Raw genomic sequence first — 18,159 nt, 5'->3', positions numbered from 1 at the left:
CATGTGGTTCAAAAACCTTCAGCTTCATCGTCTCCCGGTTCCGTGGAGCGTCACCCCCGAGCAGATGGAAAAGTGGCTTGCGCCGCATGCATTCCAGCCAGGCAGCAGCGTCGAGATGCAAACTCAGGGATGGGCCTCGCCGCGCGATAACGACGCGCTCGTCTATTCGATCAATCGCCAGATGTTGCTGGTATTCCGCACGGAAAAGAAGTTGCTGCCCGCCTCGGTGGTGACGCAGGTGACCAAGGCGCGTGCGCTCGAAGTCGAAGAGCAGCAGGGCTTCAAGCTCGGCCGCAAACAGATGCGCGAGCTCAAGGAGCAGGTGACCGACGAACTGCTGCCGCGCGCCTTCAGCATTCGCCGCGATACGCGCGTCTGGATCGACACCGTGCACGGCTGGCTCGTGATCGATGCCGCGTCGCAAGCGGTGTCCGACGAGGTGCTCGGCTTGCTGGTCAAATCCATCGATCAGTTGCCGCTTTCCAGCGTGCGCGTCGCGCAATCGCCGGTGGCGGCCATGACGGAGTGGTTGTTGTCGGGCGAGGCGCCGGCCGGCTTCACGCTCGATCAGGACACCGAGCTGGTTTCGCCCGCGCAAGGCAATGCGACCGTGCGCTACGTCGGACATGCGCTGGATATCGAAGACATGCGCCGCCACATCGAAGCGGGCAAGCAATGCATGCGTCTGGCAATGACATGGGACGATCGCGTGTCGTTTGTCCTCACGCCGTCGCTGACCATCAAGCGCGTCACGGCGCTCGACGTCATCAAGGATGCAAGCGACCCCACCGCGCAAAACGACGACGAGGTGTTCGATTCGGACATGACCTTGATGACCGGCGAACTCGCACGCATGTTCGCCGATATCGTCGAGGTGCTGGGCGGCGAGCAGGGCGATGCGATGTTGCAAGCCGCCGCGGCCTGACATTTTTGCGCAGTCTGGGTGCAGCACGATCGTGGCATGCCGCGAGCGTGCTATAAAACGCTGAAACGCGCGTCGCCGCACCTGCGCCGCCGGTGCGGTCGCGGCCCCGCTCGAACACGGCGCTGGCATCCTGAGACTGACGATGGTTCGGCTGGTGATGATCCTGTTGGGCGTCGACTATCTGCGCACCCGCTGGCGCGCGCTGACGACGGCAGGCTGGCTCAGTCTGCTGATCGGCATCGCCGTCTTCATCGACGCGCTCGACAGCGCACTGTACTTCCCCATCACGCCGGTTGCCTGCCTGCTCCTGCTCGAAGGCCTCGCTACGCTCGCGGTCGCGTGGACGGGCATGGGCGGCCAGCGCACATTGCGTTACGTAAAAGGGCTGGCGTTTTGCGTGGCCGCGCTGCTGATCCTGGCGGGCCATCATCACGGTAACTTCATCCTTTCGATGATCTTCGGCACGCTCTTTTTTGCCGATGGCCTCCTGCAGATCATCTCCGCGCGAGTCGTGCGTTATCGCACGTGGCGTCTCGCGATAGCGGGCGGCGTCGTTGAAATCGCGCTGGCCGTGTTCTTCTACCAGCCGTTTCCAACCCACTACGTCGGCACGGTTCCGTATTGCCTCGGTCTCGGCTTGATGTTCGGCGGCTGGAACATGATCCTGCTGGCTTCACGCGTGCGGCGGCTGTCGTCGAATCCGGCGGTGGCCACGGACGATGCGGCGCAAGCCGCCAGCTCGACTGCCGGGCCGCAGCGGACGGCGCCGGCCGTTGCGCTGTGGGACGGTCCGCCAGCCGCCGATGAAGCGGCGCTGACCGTGCATGTGTGGACGCCGGTTGGATCGTCGAAGGGCGAGGCGCGACGTCAGCCGATCATCGAACGCTACATTGCCGCAGTGGACCGTAACGGCGTGATCTCGACCGGACACGCGGCCCTCGAATCGCCCGAGGGTGTCTATATCAGCCTGTATCCCGGCGTGGAGATCGACCGTTCGCCGGACGAGTTCACGCGGCTCTTGCGGGCCACGCGTGAAAACGATGTGCCGGGCCTGTTCCAGCCCGACTACGGGACGGAATCGAAAGCGTGGTGCCCGTCGACGGTGCAGGTGCGCATCCGCAACTACGATCCCGAACGGCTGCGGCGTTTCTGGGAAACCTACCGGCAGGACACGACCTACAACCTCACGCATCGCAACTGCTCGAGCAGCGTTTCGCGTGCGCTCGAAGCGGCGATCGAAGGGGCGTCGGCACGCGTATGGGGCCGTCACACTGGCTGGAAGCCTTTCTTTCGGGTCGTCATGACGCCTGAATTATGGGTGGCCGCTCAATTGCGCAAACGCGCGGCGACGATGGCCTGGACACCGGGACTCACGCTCGACTATGCGCGTGCGCTGAGCATGCTGGCCGATCCGCGACCGTCTGGCTGGGTCAAGATGGCGCGGCTCGCGCTCGGCAAGATGTACCGCTCGCGGCGGCAATGGGCGCAGGAAGAGAGGACGGCGCCGGGCGTGCGTGAGACGGGAAATACGGATGGTGCAGGGCGGGGTGTGTGAATCGACGGGTGAGATCAAGTGGTGGTCACTACACCTCGCCGCCAGCCCTGCCCAAATGAATACTTTCCACCATTCCGTCCGGTGTATGCTGGACTGGACGATGTTTTCTGCGCGATCAGTGATGCCACCCTGAATGTCAGACGCGGCGACATAATGCTGGCGGCCGCTGCCGTCCCCGCACGTTTGAGCAGGTTTTCATGGGTGGTAACGTGACCATCACTACCGCCAATACCCTGATGCAGAGGTGGATCGTTGGGCGCTTCGTGAGCGTGATGGAAAATATCGGAAGTCCCAAGTAAACGTCTTAACCGAAAGTCTCAACCGAAGATCTTGACTGAAGCAAGGGCGGCTCGATGAAATTGCGCGTGGGTTACGATCTGGTGTACGAGTGTGAACAGGCCACTCCGATGATGCTCATGCTGAATACGCACTATTCGCGGGTGCAGGATGTGCTGAGCATCGATGTGCTGAAGGTCGATCCGCCGGTTCCGATTACACAGTACCGGGATGGCTTTGGCAATCTGTGCAGCCGCATCGTCGCGCCGGCGGGACGCATCTCGCTGTCGACCACGGCAGTGCTCGAAATCTCCGCCGAACCCGAAACGATTGCATCGAACGACTACCAGCATCCTGTCGAAGAATTGCCCGACGAAACGCTGGTGTTTCTGCTGGGCAGCCGCTACTGCGAGACCGATCTCCTCTCTGATCTCGCCTGGCGTCTGTTCGGCAAGACGCCGCTCGGACGACCACGGGTGCAGGCGATCTGCGATTTCGTGCATCGCCATATTGTGTTTGGCTACGGCCACGCGCGGCCGACTAAAACCGCCTGGCAGGCGTGGAACGAGCGCACCGGCGTGTGCCGCGATTTTGCGCATCTGGCCGTGGCGCTGTGCCGCGCGATGAATATCCCCGCGCGCTATTGCACGGGATATATCAGCGACATTGGCGTGCCGCCGCCGTATAGTGCAATGGATTTTGCCGCATGGTTCGAGGCTTATCTGGGCGGCACCTGGCAGACTTTCGACCCGCGCAATAACGTGGCCCGTACGGGTCGCGTACTGATGGCGCTCGGCCGCGACGCCGCGGATGTGGCCTTGAGCAATACCTTCGGTCCGTCCACGCTGATCGGCTTCAACGTGCATTGCGCGCCGGAAGCGGAGTCGACGGTTGCGCCGTTGATGTGAGGTGTAGACGTTTCTACGACCATCGGGGCTGCAGCAGCGCCACGCGGTATGCCCAACCTTCCTATACGTGGCGTTTGCATTTCCTGCCGAACTATTTAGACGTCCGATATACGTGGGGTGCCAGAATCCACTTGTTAATGAGCGAGGCACGATCATGTCGAGTCTGAATATCGGTCAACCCACCCCGTCGGTCACACAAGAGGCCGGCGTCGAGCTACGCAGTCCCGCGTTGACGGCACGGTGCGCGCGCCGCGCTCGTCTGCTTGGAATAACGGTGCTGGCGAGTGTGGTGGCGACGGTCGCGATTGCGGCAGGGCTGCCAGCAATGGGGCTGGGAATTTATCTGGTTGCTACGTTGCCGTTTGCTTTTTTCTCGTAGTTTCCGTTCTTTTTGCTCAGCGCCTGTGCTGTCAACACACGCGCGCCTATGGCATGCTTACGCCATGTGCACGATGAACGCTTCGCTGATCTACGCCTGGTGGCGCTCCTGAAGGAGCGGCATCGTCACGTCTTTACTACGACCCTGTCCGCCGCAGTCTGGCTGATAGGGTGTGGTATCTCCGGTTAGCTTGTCCTGCGGCGGCGCTTTCAGAGAGACCGTTTCATGCAAGACACCACCGCATCCCCACGCCGCACTGTGCTCACCGGCGACCGTCCAACCGGTCCGCTTCACCTTGGGCATTATGTGGGCTCCCTGAAGACCCGTCTGGCGTTGCAGGAGACGCACCGGCAGTTCGTGCTGGTCGCGGACACACAGGCCATGACCGACAACGCGCACGATCCTGACAAGGTGCGCCGCAACGTGCTGGAGGTCGCGCTGGATTATCTGGCGGTCGGCATCGATCCGGACAAGACCACCATCGCGGTGCAGTCGGCCTTGCCCGCGCTGGCTGAATTGACCCTCCTGTACATGAACTTCGTCACCGTCGCGCGTCTCGAGCGCAACCCGACGATCAAGGACGAGATTCAGGCGCGCGGTTTCGGCCGCGATATTCCCGCGGGCTTTCTCTGCTACCCGGTTGCGCAGGCGGCCGACATCACTGGCTTCAAAGCCCATGTCGTGCCGGTTGGTGAAGATCAGGCAGCGCTGATCGAACAGACCAACGAGATCGTCCGTCGCATCAACCGGCAGGTCGGCAAGGACGTGCTGCCGGAGGCGCAGGCGCTGGTGCCGACCATGGGCCGTCTGCCTGGTGTCGACGGCAAGGCCAAGATGAGCAAATCGCAGGGCAACTCGATCCCGCTGTCGTCCTCGGCCGATGCGATCCGTGAGTCGGTCCGCAGCATGTACACCGATCCCAACCATCTGCGTGCCGCCGATCCGGGCACGGTAGAAGGCAACATGGTCTTCACCTATCTCGATGCCTTCGATGAGGACCGCGCCACCGTCGAGCGCCTGAAATCGGAGTACCGCGTGGGCGGCCTTGGCGACATGGTGGTCAAGCGCCGCCTCGAGGAGCAGTTGCAGGCCTTGATCGCACCGATCCGCGAGCGGCGCGAACGGCTCGCGCGCGAGCCGGGTCACGTGTTCGACATCCTGCGCGCCGGAACCCAGCGCGCGCAGGCGGTCACGCAGGCGACGCTGGACGAGGTGCGGGCCGCGCTCGGCACGTTTTCGTTCGACGCGTTGACGTGATGACGTGGTGAGCGGGCGGGCCGCGTCGCGCGTGCCCGCATACATGCGCCCGCGCCGTGCGCCGCGCTACTGCATCGCCCGGACGGCTTGCTGCATTTCCTCCATCGGCACGTCGCGCTGATGCGTCGCCACGGACCAGCGATGTCCGAACGGATCTTCGAGCTGGGCGAAGCGGTCGCCCCAGAACATGTCGGCGGCGGGCATCGTGACGCGGGCGCCGGCTGCTTCGGCCTGCGCGACGACCGCGTCGACGTTCGTGACGTACAGGTGAATCGCCACCGGCGAGCCTTTCAGGGACTTCGGCCCGAGCATCGAACAGCCTGCCATTTCGTCGACCAGCATCAGCATCGAGTCGCCGATTTTCACGCAGGCATGCATCAATTTGCCTTCCGGACCGGGCAGACGGAACTGTTCGATGGCGCCAAACGCCTCGGTATAGAACTTGATGGCGTCGGCGGCGCCGGCGCAGATCAGATGCGGCGTCAGCGAGTGCATTCCTTCCGGAATCGGTTTGACAGCAGGTGCGGACATGGCGGGCGCTCCTTGTAAGCGGGTTGGTGAGTCAGAAAACCCGGCTGCGTTCAACCGGGCTTCATCGACACGACGGGCGAAGAGGCAGCCAATCGACACGGATCGGCAGGAAATTTGTCGGGACGATGGTGCGTCTCGCTGACACCAGCGCCGCGCGACGAGCGCTCGTCGGATTAGCATGCTTTGCTGCGGGGCCGGAACAGTGCCGAAGGTCGTCGTCTGGCAGGAACGTGGGCTCCGCACGCAAAAAATGTTGCATCACGGCGTAAATGCGGATGGGCAAGCGCAAAACGTTATGATGATATGGGCATGGGGCCGAGAGAGCGGCCCGGCATCGCCAGACGGTCAGCGGCCGCGCGCAGCAGCAGCGCGGTTGCAGATGCCACCATTCGAATAATCTGAGAGCGGGCGAGTTATGAGCAGGCGTATTCATCGGCGGCACTTTTCAGCTGCTCACGCGTGGACCGGTATGCGCAGGTTCTCGTTCTGAAGGGCGCCCGCATGCAATCCGATCGCCATGCCGACGCGCCGATTCATGAAAGCGCGCTCGCCGCTGCGCCCTACGGCGTTTTCCTCTGCGCGGCGGACGGCACCTTCCTGTACGTCAACGCCGCTTATGAACAGCTGACCGGATACCGGGCGGGCGAACTCGTCGGCCGCCGCACGTTCGATTCCCTGCACGACACGGCTGAACTGACGCGCCGCCGGACGGAACTGCCGACTGTCGGGCGCTGGGACGTGGACGCGCTGGGCGCCGCCGCGTCGACATCTCTCATGGCACCCGCCCGCTACGAGAGCGAGTGGACCTACGTGCGGCGCAACAACACGCGGATCTCGGTGATGCTGGCGCTATCGCCGCTGGCCGCAGGCGACACCGCCTCCGCGCCGCTCGCGTCGCGCGCCGCTCAACCCATCGCTTTCGACAACGGCACGCGCAACGCCACAGCCCACTACGTGGGCATGGCCGTTGAGATGACCCGCTACGCGCAATCCGAAGCGAAGCTTTGGTATGTCTCGCACCATGACGGCGTCACGCGCTTGCCGAACCAGACGCTCTTCACCGAACGGCTGGATCTGACCATCGCGCGATGCCGGCGTGACGGCGCGGGCTTCACGGTCATGCTGGTCGAGCTGAACTCGTTGCGCAAATTGCGCGACGCACTCGGCACCTATGCGGGCGAGCTCGTGCTGCAGATCATTGGTGAGCGTCTGCGTGGCCTGATTGCCTACGAAGGCACGATCGCGTCGGTGGGCAGCGCGCAATTCGCGCTGCTGGTCAACGAGACAGGGCCCGCCGTCGATGCACTGGCGAGCGCGGCGCTCGCGCGTATCGCCGAGCCGGTCGACTGCACGGGCACGCCGCTCACCATCAACGCGAGCCTCGGCTGCGCGACGTATCCGTACGACGGCGCCGACGCTTCCACCTTGATGCGGCGGGCCAACGTCGCGTTGTCGGCGGCGAGCGCGGCGGGCGGCAACGTGGTGCGGCGCTTCTCACCGGCGCTCGAAGGTCAGGCTGCGCGTCGCTTCGAACTTGAAACCATGCTGCGCGAGGCGCTCGACCGCCAGCAACTGCACCTGGTCTATCAGCCGCAGATCACGCTTGCGACCGGACAGATCGCGCAGGTCGAGACGCTGCTGCGCTGGCGTCATCCGGAGCGCGGCCTGATCAGCCCGGTGGAGTTCGTGCCGGTGGCGGAGGAAGCGGGCCTGATCGAACGGATCGGCGAATGGGTGATTCGCAGCGCGTGCCGCGATGCCGGCCGGCTGCTGCGGCTCACCGGTGCGATGCCGCGGGTGGCGGTGAATGTGTCACCGCAGCAATTCCAGCGCCAGAATCTGCTGTCGACGATCGAGAGCGCGCTGCAAGACGCAGGGCTTGCGCCGTCCTGCCTCGAGGTTGAAATCACCGAAGGCGTGCTGCTGGGCGATACCGACGAGGCGTTGCAGACCTTGCATGCGTTGCGCGAGCTAGGCGTCGAAGTCGCCGTGGACGATTTCGGCACCGGCTATTCGAGTCTCGCGTATCTGACGCGCTTCCCGCTGAACCGGCTGAAAATCGACCGGTCTTTCGTCGTCAGAATGATGAACGACCCGCAGTGCGCGGCGCTGGTCGGCGCCATCATCGCCATGGCACATGCGCTCAAGCTGCGCGTGACAGCGGAGGGTGTCGAGACCGAGGAGCAGGCCGAGCGCTTGCGTGAACTGGGTTGCGATGAAGTCCAGGGGTTCTGGTTCGCGCGCCCGCTCAGCTTCACGGCGCTGCGCAATCTGCTAGCACCCCTGGGACACGAGTCGGCGGGGGCGTCGACGGGCGAGGGCGGCGTTTCGGGCGGCTGATCGCGACCGGGGGCTGCAGGGTGGCTTGCGGGAGGCGCCGGGCGTCGACAGGCCGGTCTGTCCATGTCTGTTTCTTGCAACCATCGTAATTCCGGTCTCATAAATTTATGCTCCCCGCTGACAGCCTTGTGCCAGAATGGCGCGTAAAATAGCTTACGATTTGCAGTGTCTTGATATTACATTTGGCATACATTCGGATGCATCGAAACGGCCTATGTCAGCGAAATCTGGGAAAGGTCCGGCGCACCAGATGTGAGATGAACGTCGGTATCGAGGTAAAGGGTGGCTCATGAAGTACGTAAAGTTCGTTCGGCATACCTCGGATTTCGCGTCAGATATTTTTCGTGCTATGGTATGAAAGTTCTCTGGGCCTGCTCGGAGAGAGTAAGTGTGACCGCAGGAAATGTATGAAATTTGTAATGTAACTGAAGTAATCTGTAGGAAATTCTGGTGGGTCGCAGGCAGGTCAAACCGTTCTATACTCCGGATCTGGCTTTATTCTGGAGTCTTTGTATGTCCCAGACGGTGGCGCTTGCAATCGACTCGCTGCATGGATTCGAGCTGACGGAAGACGGTCAGTATCTGATGCTGAAGAGTAATCAGCCGGACCAGATCGCGTTGCATTGCTCGGTCATGCACCAGTTGCTGGCGGCTGTATCGAATGCGATTGGCTGGTCGGAACGCATCCGGCAGAAGAAAGAGAGCGTGAAGTTTGCGATGCCGTGCGAAGCGTGGGAAATCGGCAAGGATGCAGGCGATACGCCGCATCTGGTCATGACCTTCCGCCTGCCCGGCGGTGCCGAGCTGTCTTTCCAGGTACCGCGTTCGCAAGCACGCCATATGACGGAAGTGCTCGCAGTGGCAACGGGGCTTGCGCCGGCCGCAGACACTTCAGGCATCAGACTGCAGTAGACCCAAGAGACATCCCATCCGCGCCGTGAGCCAGAGATTGGAAAAAAATCGGCGGCGGTTCCCATGTTGTATTGAAATCTTGTCGCTTATCCCGCATGAAGGTTCAAACACTATCGGCCCGCAGCGCTAGGGCGCTGACATTTATCGGCCTGAGCGTCACCGCAGTCTCGGCTTTCGCCACTGACTCATTCGTGGTTCGCGACATTCGGCTCGAAGGCTTGCAACGCGTCGAACCGAACACCGTTTTCTCGTATCTGCCCATCAAGCAGGGCGACACCTTCACCGACGACAAGGCTTCTGAAGCAATCCGTGCGCTGTACGCGACCGGCTTCTTCAACGACGTCAAGATCTCGACGGATGGGGACGTGGTCGTCGTGCAGGTGCAGGAGCGTCCGGCAATCGGCACGATCGACTTCTCGGGTCTCCACGAATTCGACAAGGACAACCTGACCAAGGCGTTGAACTCGGTCGGGCTGTCGCTTGGGCGCTACTACGACAAGTCGCTGGTCGACCGCGCCCAGCAGGAACTGAAACGTCAGTACCTGACGCACGGCTACTATGCAGCCGAAGTCACGACCACGATCACGCCGATCGACCGTGACCGCGTCGGCCTGCTGTTCTCGGTGATCGAAGGTCCGAGCGCGAAGATTCGCCAGGTCAATTTCATCGGCAACAAGGTGTTCAGCGACGGCACGCTGCGCGATGAAATGCAGCAGTCCACGCCGAACTGGTTCTCGTGGTACACGAAGAACGACCTGTACTCGAAAGACAAGCTGACCACCGACCTCGAGAACATCCGCGCGTACTATCTGGACCGCGGCTACCTTGAGTTCAACATCGATTCGACCCAGGTCTCGCTGTCGCCGGACAAGAAGGACATGTATCTCACGCTCACCCTTCACGAGGGCGAGCCGTACACGATTTCCGGCATTCATCTGTCGGGCAACCTGCTCGACCGCGGCCCTGAGCTGCAGAAGCTCATCAAGATCAAGGCAGGCGACCGCTTCTCGGCTGCCAAGCTGAAGGCCGCCACCAAGGCAGTGGTCGACAAGCTCGGTGAATACGGTTACGCCTTTGCCACGGTAAACGCGCAGCCGCAGATCGACCAGCAGCACCATAGCGTCGACCTCACGCTGCAAGTGGATCCGAGCCGCCGGGTGTACGTGCGCCGCATCAACATTATCGGCAACACCCGCACCCGCGACGAAGTGGTGCGCCGCGAAATGCGCCAGCTCGAAAGCTCGTGGTTCGACTCCAGCCGCCTCGCGTTGTCGAAAGACCGGATCAACCGTCTGGGCTACTTCACCGACGTCGACGTGACGACGGTGCCGGTCGAAGGCACGGCCGACCAGGTGGACGTGGACGTGAAGGTCACGGAAAAGCCGACCGGCTCGGTGACGCTGGGTCTCGGCTACGGTTCCGGTGAAGGCCCGATCATTTCGGCGGGCGTGTCGCAGGACAACGTGTTCGGTTCGGGTACGAGTCTCTCGGTCAACGTCAACACGGCAACCACGTTCCGTACCTTGACGGTCACGCAGGTGGACCCGTACTTCACGGTGGACGGCATCAAGCGTATTACCGATGTCTACTACCGTACCAGCGAGCCGCTGTACTACTCGAACACGACCGACACGAGCTTCCGGATCATCACCGCCGGCGCGGATATGAAGTTCGGTATTCCGTTCTCCGAATCGGACACGGTGTACTTTGGCCTCGGCTTCGAGCAGAACCGCCTCGACGTCGACTCGACCACGCCGCAAAGCTATATCGACTACGTGAACTCGTTCGGCCGCGTGTCGAACAACGTGCCGCTGACGATTGGCTGGTCGCGCGATAACCGCGATAGCGCACTGGTGCCGAGCCGCGGTTACTTCACGCAGGCGAACGCCGAATGGGGTTCGCCGATCGGCAGTACGCCTTACTACAAGGCCGACCTGCAGGCGCAGTATTACTACTCGTTCGCGCGCGGCTTCGTGCTGGGCCTGAACTTCCAGGGCGGTTACGGCAACGGTCTCGATGGCAAGCCGTACCCGATTTTCAAGAACTACTACGCAGGCGGTATCGGTTCGGTGCGCGGCTATGAGCCGAGCTCGCTGGGTCCGCGCGACGCGACCACCGGCGATCCGATCGGCGGTTCGAAGATGCTGGTGGGTAACATCGAACTGACGTTCCCGCTGCCGGGCACGGGCTACGACCGCACGCTGCGCGTCTTCACGTTCTTCGACGGCGGTAACGTGTGGGGCGACGAAGGCAACAGCGTGGGTGCCAACGGCTTGCGTTACGCGTACGGTGCGGGTCTCGCGTGGATCTCGCCGATCGGGCCGCTCAAGCTGAGTCTTGGCTTCCCGCTCACCAAGCACGCGGGCGACCAGTACCAGAAGTTCCAGTTCCAGATCGGGACTGCGTTCTAAGCAGCAAAGCGAGGGCAGCCATGGGCTGCCCTCTGTCTTTTATCCGCGTTTTTCCCGCTCCCCGCTCATGGACAACAGAGAAACCGGTTCACCCTCTACGCCTTCTCACCCGCAGCCCACGGAGCGTCGCCGTGGCGTCGTTGCGGGTCTCGTCTACGTATTCGAACAGGTCATGCCCGACCCGTTCGTGCTGTCGATCGGCTTGACCGTGGTGGTCATCCTGCTCGCCTTTGGTTTTGCGCCGCACGCCTCGCTGCCGGTGATCCTGACCTCGTGGTACGGCGGCACGTTCAACATTCTGGGCTTCGCGCTGCAGATGATCCTGATTCTCGCCACCGGCTATGCCATCGCTGAAGCGCCGCTCGTGCAGCGTGGCTTGCGCGCGATGGCTGCCGGCGTGCAGACGCCGGCACGTGCCGCGCTGCTGGTGTTTCCGATCGTTGCGGTGGCGGCGTGGCTCAACTGGGGGCTTGGACTGATCGTTGGGGCGCTGTTGTCGCGCGAGATCGCGAGGCGCGTGAAAGTGGATTTTGCGTGGCTCGTCGCGGGCAGCTATTCGGCGTGGTCGGTCTGCAATAGCGGGCTGTCGAGTTCAATTGCGTTATCGCAAGCCTCGCACGGCAATGCCCTGAATCTGGTGGAGAAAGCCACCGGTCAGGTCATTCCGTTGAGTCAGACCGTGTTCGCGCCGTTCGTCTTCATTCCGACCGTACTGGTGGTGGTCGTAATGACGGCGATCTTCATCTGGATGCATCCGAAGCCCGAACATGTCGTCGCGTTCAGCGAAACGGCGCCGGAAGCCGGCGGCGACGCCAAGGCCAATGCGGACGACGCCGATCCGCATGCACGCGGCGCCTTGCCGACTTCGCTGGCGGCCCGCATGGAGCGTTCGATGCTGGGGACGCTGATCCTGCTCGCGCTGGGCATCGGCTATCTGGCGATGACCTGGCACGAGAAGGGTTTCGAGCTGGACATCAACACCACGATCCTGATCTTTCTGCTGGTAGGTCTCGCACTGCAGCGTACGCCGATTGCCTACGCCGATGCGATTCGCCGCGCCGCGCGCCAGACCGGTTCGATGCTGCTGCAGTATCCGGTGTACGGCGGCATCATGGGCATCATGACCGGAACGGGGCTGGCATCGACGATCGCCAAGACGTTCGTGGCGATCGCCACGCCCGTGACGCTGCCGGTGCTGAGCTATCTGAGCTCGCTCATCATCACCTTGCTGATTCCGAGTGCTGGCGGACACTGGGCCGTGCAGGGCCCGTTCGTGCTGCCGGCGGCCCTGAGCCTGCACGCTTCCGTGCCGCGCACCGCCATGGGCGTGGCGGTGGCCGAAAACGTCTCGAACATGCTGCAGCCGTTCTGGGCGGTGCCGGTGGTGGCGATTGCGGGGATTCGCATTCAGCGCGTGATGGGCTACACGGCGGTGACCTTCGCGGTGTCGCTGGTCATTTACGGCGTGGCGCTCTGGCTGATTCCCTAAGCCGACGAGGCGGCGGTTCGTCGATTTCGTAGCAAGTTCGACGCAAGCTCAGGTAACCGGTGCCACCATCATGATGGCGATCACTTCGCCGGCCGTGGCGATCGCCACGGCGGATTCGACCGGGTTGGTATTGAGGAAGGTCCACAGGTCGATATCGTCGCGGAACTGATTCCAGGTGCCGAAAAATCCCAGCGACAGAATCAGCCCGAACAGCAGGCTGAAGCCGAGCGTCACCGACAGCAGCTTGTCGTGGCTCAGCAGATTGGCGGCGAAAGAAAAGGCCGCGAGACAGACGACCTGGGCGGCCAGAACGATGAGCATGCCGGGATGGTACTGAATGCCTTTATACGTGAACGAACGCGACAGGCGTGAGCGGTCGTAGCGGTTGCCCATGGTCTTTCCTTGCGAGTTCCGGCGCGGCAAACGTGCGCTGAGTCTGTTTACGGTACGCCCAAATACCATGATGTCAAGGCGCAGGGGTCAAAGGCGAGCGCGTGACGGCACGCTATGGTGCAGTGCAGGCGAAGCTGCTCGCATGATCGACATTGCCGTGGCCGAGATAGCGCGGAAACATCGGATACCTGCATAACGGGCGCGTGCGGCCATTGGTGGCGAGCGCGATATCCGTCGCGATCAGGGTCTCCGGGGAGACGCCACGCGTCGCCCAATTGTCGAGCGCGCTCAGCAGGTCGACCGAAGGAATGAACACACCATTGCCGTGCTGATAGCCCGGCACCATGTAGAGTCGCATGAACGCATCGACCTTGTCGTTGCCGTAACGGGCGATCAAGGCGTCGTGGTAGGCAATGGTCTGATTCGGGCTGATGACCTCGTCCGCGAGTCCCTGCAGCGTGATCAGCTTGCTGCCGTGCGCGAGGTAGCGGGACAGGTCGGTGTCCATGGCGCCGATCGTCACGGATAGCGCAAAGAGCTGCCGCAGGTAGCGGCCTGGATGCAACAGATCGAAGTTGGTGGAATTGAAGCTTCCGTCCTGCGTCACGAAATAGCGGAGATAGCTGTCGCCCTGGGTGAACAGGTAGCCGTTCGCCACGAAAGTGGGCGCGGGCTGCCGCACCGGATCGTGTGCAAGGCCGAGCATCCCCGTCAGGCGCGTGCCCTCGAAGACGTTGTAGCCGACGTAGCGGTTCGCGTTCCACGCGAGCGGGTAGGGCAGCGAGAGACCGTCGCGCAGGACGAGCAGTGTTGCAATCTGCGGCTCCGTCAGGCACGCGTCGTTGCTGGCGGGCGGTGGGCTTGCCGCGCTTGTCGTGCTTGTTGCGCTTGCTCCGCTCGCCGGGCAGCGCAGCGAGTCGATCAGCTCCTGTTCGTGCTGGCGGCATCCCTCCACGTCGCTCACGATGCCGTCGGCCACGCCATCCAGTTTGTCGCAGACTTCCTCGGTGCGTTGATAGACGCGCTCGAGCAGTGCGGGCGGCACATAGCCGCCCGGCACGCCGTACTCGGCATGGCCCACGGCAACGCCGAGCAAACGCACGCCCGAGAAGTTGAGCGCGGGCGAATTCGCGATCACGCCGTCGTAGTCGTCGCCAAAACGTTGCATCACCGTGTAGCCTTCGCGGCCGCCCGTCGAGCCGCCGGCGAAATACATCTTCTCAGGCGGCCTGCCATACACGCGTTCGATCAGCGCGAGCACGGCGTCGTGGGTTTTCTTCAGGTGTGCGTAGCCGAAACTGAGCACCGCTTCGTTGACGAGACCGAACTCGGCGAACGCGGAATTGCCGGTATGGCCGGAGTCGTCGCCGAACGTCGCATAGCCTTCGGCGAGCGGTGCATGGATCGGCGAAAACGGCATCACGCCAAGGCCGCTCACCACCGCGCCGTCATACCCGCCGCCGCCCAGTTGCAACGCCCGGCCGTTCCAGCGCACCGGCAGGTTCAGGTCGAAATGGATGTCTGGCGTGCCAGCCTCGACGGCCTTGATACTGCCGGTGATGCGGCAAAACTCGCCGCTCTGGTTGCCGCTGGCGGTGGCGGGAATCATCGTGGCGCTGTCGATGTGCGCGCCGCGCGTCGGCAACGCGATCAGTTGCGGCACCAACGTGGTGCCGGCGAGCGGTGCGCATTGCGCGGCAAGCGGCGGCGTTTCTTTCGACTGCGACTGCGCCATCGCGCCGAGGGACAAGAGCAGCACGATCGCACCTGGCAGCGTGGAAGTTGCGTATTTCGTGCAGGCCGCACACTTCGCGCAGTTCGCCCGCGCCGCACACGCCGCCCACGTACGCCCTCCTCGTGTTGCGAGGCTCGCGACCCGCGCCGCCTTCGCGCTCATCCGCAGCCTGCGCCGTTGACCGCAGTGCGTGACGCGTCCTGTTTCCAGCCGCTCCAGCCGCGCGCAATCACCAGCATGGCGGTGATCGCAACCAGATCGCCGCTCAGCGCCAAGAGTACGCCGGCCACACCATGAAAGGCGTGCGGCGTGGCCGTGTCGACGATCAGCGACACGAGCGTGCCGGTCACGAAGCAGACCAGCCCGGTGCGCCCGACCCGTACGACCGCCGGCAGATGCTGCGCGAGCCGCGCCACACTGCCCATCCGCACCAGCCTGGCCGTCACGCAAAGAATGGCGAGAAAATTGATCACGCGTTCCACCGAGAGGTTCTGTTTAAGCGTGCCGGGCAACGGTTGCGTGAGCACGAAAAGTTTGGCCACCGCGAAGGCGAGCACGGCCGCCACACCCACGCGTAGCAGCCAGCGTGCCGCGTTCGATGCATGGAAACCATCGCTCACCGGCCGCACCCGTACCACGACACCGAGCACGAACATCAGTTGCCATGCAAACGGATTGAAAGCCCAATCGCCCACATCGTCAATACTGAAAAAAACGGCGAGCGGACGCGCGGCGGCCCAGATCGCGACGCTCAGCAGTAACGCGACACCCGCCGAACGTCGCACGAGCGGCACCACGAGCGGCACGCACAACGCGAAGATCACGTACATCGGCAGCACGCTCGACAAATACGGCTGGCGACGCAGGACGAGAATGTCCAGCGCTTCGTGCAGCGGTCGATTGGCGAAAGGCGGCCAGCCGGTCAGCGCAACCATGGGCGGGTTCAGGTGAAAGAGGGCAAGCAGCGCGCCCGAAACCAGCGTCAGCAGGGCAGTCAGCAGATACGCGCGGTAGATCTCCCCGCAGCGTTTGACGAAGCGCAGTTGCGCCGCGCCGCGCCCGCGTCGTGCGAGCACCGCCGTATAGGCCGCGGCCGATGCGTAACCGCCGAGAAACACGAACACCTCGGCCGAGTCGCAGAACGCATAGGCGTGCAGCATCAGATGCGACAACGCGCTACCGGGGATGTGATCCAGCACGATGACGATCAGCACGATCCCGCGGAAAAAGTCCACTTCGATCGAGCGTCCTCCGCGTGATTCCATGGCGATTCCCGTAAGCGATGTCTTCCTGTAGGAGAAACGCCGCAGCGGAATGTTCCCACTGAAAGGGCGCGCAAAGGGCCACGGATTCGCAAAACTGAATTTGGCTTTTCGAGGGAGCGAGACCGTGGGTCGTCCCGGCCGGCAAGCGAGCAGTTGGCCCGCATTTTGCTCACACAGGGGCGCTAGCCGGATCTGCCAGTGGCATTTTTGACTCGTCGATGGCCGGACCATATCCACTCTTTACGTCAGATCATCACGTCACATCATGATTGAAAATATCGTGAAACAGCGCGCGGAGCGCATCTCTTCGGGCATCGATGGAATCGACGACATTCTGGTCGGCGGCTTGACGCCGCACCGGATGTACCTCGTCGAGGGGGCGCCGGGGACTGGCAAAACGACCCTGGCGTTGCAGTTTTTACTGCAAGGCGCGGCTGAAGGGCAAACCGGCCTGTACATCACGCTCTCCGAGACAAAAAGCGAACTGATTGCGGTTGCGGCCAGTCACGGCTGGGACGTGAGCCGCTTCACGATCGTCGAACTGCTGTCGGACGAGGGCCTCGATCCGCGCTACGAACAGACCGTGCTGCAGCCCGCCGAAGTGGAACTGGGTGAGACGGTGCGCGAGGTCATCCGGAAGGTCGACGAACTGAAGCCGGTGCGGCTCGTTCTCGACAGCCTCTCCGAATTGCGGCTGCTCTCGCAGAATCCGCTGCGTTACCGGCGCCAGATTCTCGCCTTGAAGCGCTACCTGGCAACGCGTGAATGTACCGTGCTGCTGCTTGACGACAACTCGTCGGAACCTGGCGACGTGCAACTGCATAGCATTGCGCACGGAGTCATCAGCCTCGACAACCTGGCCCACGACTACGGCGGTAACCGGCGCCGGTTGCGGATCGCCAAGATGCGCGGCATCAAGTTTCGCGAGGGGTATCACGACTTCACGCTCGATACCGGCGGCATCGCCGTCTATCCACGGCTGGTGGCGGCCGAACATCATGCGCACTTCGATACGCAGGTGTGCAGCACCGGCACCGCGCGTCTCGACACGCTGCTCGGCGGCGGCCTGATTCCCGGAACCAGCGCGTTGATGATCGGGCCTTCGGGCGTCGGCAAGACCACCACGGTGGTGTCGTGCCTGCTGGCGGCACTCAGACGCGGCGAGCGCTGCATCTACTATCTGTTCGACGAAACGCTCAATACGCTATTGTTTCGTTGTGCGAATCTTGGCATGAACCTGACGCCGCATATCGACGCAGGGCTGCTGACCGTGCGCCAGATCGATCCCGCGGAAATGTCGCCCGGCGAGTTTGCGAGCGACGTACGCGACGCCGTCGAGAATCGGCAGATCCGATATGTCGCGATCGACAGCCTCAATGCGTATCTGCAAGCGATGCCCGGCGAGCGCTATCTGCTGCTGCAAATGCACGAATTGCTGGGCTATCTGAACCAGCAAGGGGCGATCACGATGCTGGTGCTCGGCCAGCACGGCATCATCGGCGAAGTGCAGAACGACATCGACATCAGTTACCTCAGCGATGTGGTAGTGGTGTTCCGCTACTTCGAACATGCCGGCGAAGTACTGACCGCGATTGCGACCGTCAAGAGCCGTGCGAATGCGCATGAACGCTCGATCCGTCAATTCCGCCTCGGCGGCGACGGCGTGGAAGTGGGCGAGGCCTTGCGCGACTTCGAGGGCGTATTGACCGGTTTGCCGTCTTACAAGGGTAAGACCGCGATGCTCTCTACTGCGGAGGGTGTGATCGCTCGTGCAGGCTAATCG

General features: G+C 62.8%; 14 protein-coding genes. 10 read left to right on the top strand and 4 right to left on the bottom strand.

Annotated features, from left to right (window positions below; genetic code table 11):
• The first annotated feature begins 1 nt into the window (after position 1).
• The 5 genes from P3T43_RS16165 to trpS all read left to right on the top strand — a co-directional run bounded on the left by P3T43_RS16165 (position 2) and on the right by trpS (position 5,300).
• Positions 2–925, top strand: coding sequence for a recombination-associated protein RdgC (locus tag P3T43_RS16165; RefSeq protein ID WP_429282038.1), 924 nt, complete (start codon positions 2–4; stop codon positions 923–925).
• Positions 926–1,067: 142 nt separating this feature from the next.
• Entirely contained in the window at positions 1,068–2,480 is a 1,413-nt protein-coding gene (locus P3T43_RS16160) for an HdeD family acid-resistance protein (RefSeq protein WP_429282037.1), read from the top strand.
• 353 nt (positions 2,481–2,833) lie between these two features.
• Positions 2,834–3,664, top strand: coding sequence for a transglutaminase-like domain-containing protein (locus tag P3T43_RS16155; protein WP_429282036.1), 831 nt, complete (start codon positions 2,834–2,836; stop codon positions 3,662–3,664).
• Between the two features lie 154 nt (positions 3,665–3,818).
• On the top strand, positions 3,819–4,043 hold the full coding sequence (locus P3T43_RS16150; protein WP_429282035.1) for a hypothetical protein: 225 nt from the start codon (positions 3,819–3,821) through the stop codon (positions 4,041–4,043).
• Between the two features lie 225 nt (positions 4,044–4,268).
• Complete coding sequence (gene trpS / locus P3T43_RS16145; RefSeq protein WP_429282034.1) at positions 4,269–5,300, top strand: tryptophan--tRNA ligase; 1,032 nt, start codon at positions 4,269–4,271, stop codon at positions 5,298–5,300.
• 66 nt (positions 5,301–5,366) lie between these two features.
• On the opposite strand, the gene P3T43_RS16140 is transcribed toward trpS, so the two are convergent.
• Complete coding sequence (locus P3T43_RS16140; protein WP_429282033.1) at positions 5,367–5,831, bottom strand: VOC family protein; 465 nt, start codon at positions 5,829–5,831, stop codon at positions 5,367–5,369.
• A gap of 501 nt (positions 5,832–6,332) precedes the next feature.
• Here P3T43_RS16140 and P3T43_RS16135 point away from each other — a divergent pair.
• The 4 genes from P3T43_RS16135 to P3T43_RS16120 all read left to right on the top strand — a co-directional run bounded on the left by P3T43_RS16135 (position 6,333) and on the right by P3T43_RS16120 (position 12,983).
• Entirely contained in the window at positions 6,333–8,171 is a 1,839-nt protein-coding gene (locus P3T43_RS16135) for an EAL domain-containing protein (protein ID WP_429282032.1), read from the top strand.
• A gap of 513 nt (positions 8,172–8,684) precedes the next feature.
• Positions 8,685–9,083 (top strand): hypothetical protein, encoded by a 399-nt coding sequence (locus tag P3T43_RS16130; protein ID WP_429282031.1) that lies wholly within the window; start codon positions 8,685–8,687, stop codon positions 9,081–9,083.
• Between the two features lie 95 nt (positions 9,084–9,178).
• Positions 9,179–11,494, top strand: a complete 2,316-nt coding sequence (gene bamA / locus P3T43_RS16125; RefSeq protein WP_429282030.1) for an outer membrane protein assembly factor BamA — start codon at positions 9,179–9,181, stop codon at positions 11,492–11,494.
• A gap of 67 nt (positions 11,495–11,561) precedes the next feature.
• Positions 11,562–12,983: a short-chain fatty acid transporter gene (locus P3T43_RS16120; RefSeq protein ID WP_429282029.1), complete on the top strand. Its 1,422-nt coding sequence runs from the start codon at positions 11,562–11,564 to the stop codon at positions 12,981–12,983.
• Between the two features lie 48 nt (positions 12,984–13,031).
• On the opposite strand, the gene P3T43_RS16115 is transcribed toward P3T43_RS16120, so the two are convergent.
• The 3 genes from P3T43_RS16115 to P3T43_RS16105 form a co-directional block, all read right to left on the bottom strand.
• Positions 13,032–13,376 carry a hypothetical protein gene (locus tag P3T43_RS16115; RefSeq protein ID WP_429282028.1) on the bottom strand — a complete coding sequence of 115 codons (345 nt, stop codon included), beginning with the start codon at positions 13,374–13,376 and terminating at the stop codon, positions 13,032–13,034.
• Positions 13,377–13,488: 112 nt separating this feature from the next.
• The gene (locus P3T43_RS16110; protein WP_429282128.1) at positions 13,489–15,111 is read right to left on the bottom strand and encodes a tannase/feruloyl esterase family alpha/beta hydrolase; all 1,623 of its coding nucleotides are present in this window, start codon (positions 15,109–15,111) and stop codon (positions 13,489–13,491) included.
• Between the two features lie 158 nt (positions 15,112–15,269).
• Positions 15,270–16,376 carry an OpgC domain-containing protein gene (locus tag P3T43_RS16105; protein ID WP_429282027.1) on the bottom strand — a complete coding sequence of 369 codons (1,107 nt, stop codon included), beginning with the start codon at positions 16,374–16,376 and terminating at the stop codon, positions 15,270–15,272.
• Between the two features lie 265 nt (positions 16,377–16,641).
• Here P3T43_RS16105 and P3T43_RS16100 point away from each other — a divergent pair, with 265 nt between their 5' ends.
• On the top strand, positions 16,642–18,156 hold the full coding sequence (locus tag P3T43_RS16100) for an ATPase domain-containing protein (protein ID WP_429282026.1): 1,515 nt from the start codon (positions 16,642–16,644) through the stop codon (positions 18,154–18,156).
• Positions 18,157–18,159 lie beyond the last annotated feature (3 nt).

Origin of the sequence: Paraburkholderia sp. GAS41, from assembly GCF_050436545.1 — a bacterium.
Lineage (GTDB): Bacteria > Pseudomonadota > Gammaproteobacteria > Burkholderiales > Burkholderiaceae > Paraburkholderia.
Note: the sequence above shows the minus strand (reverse complement) of the source record. Positions and strands in the feature narration are given on the sequence as shown.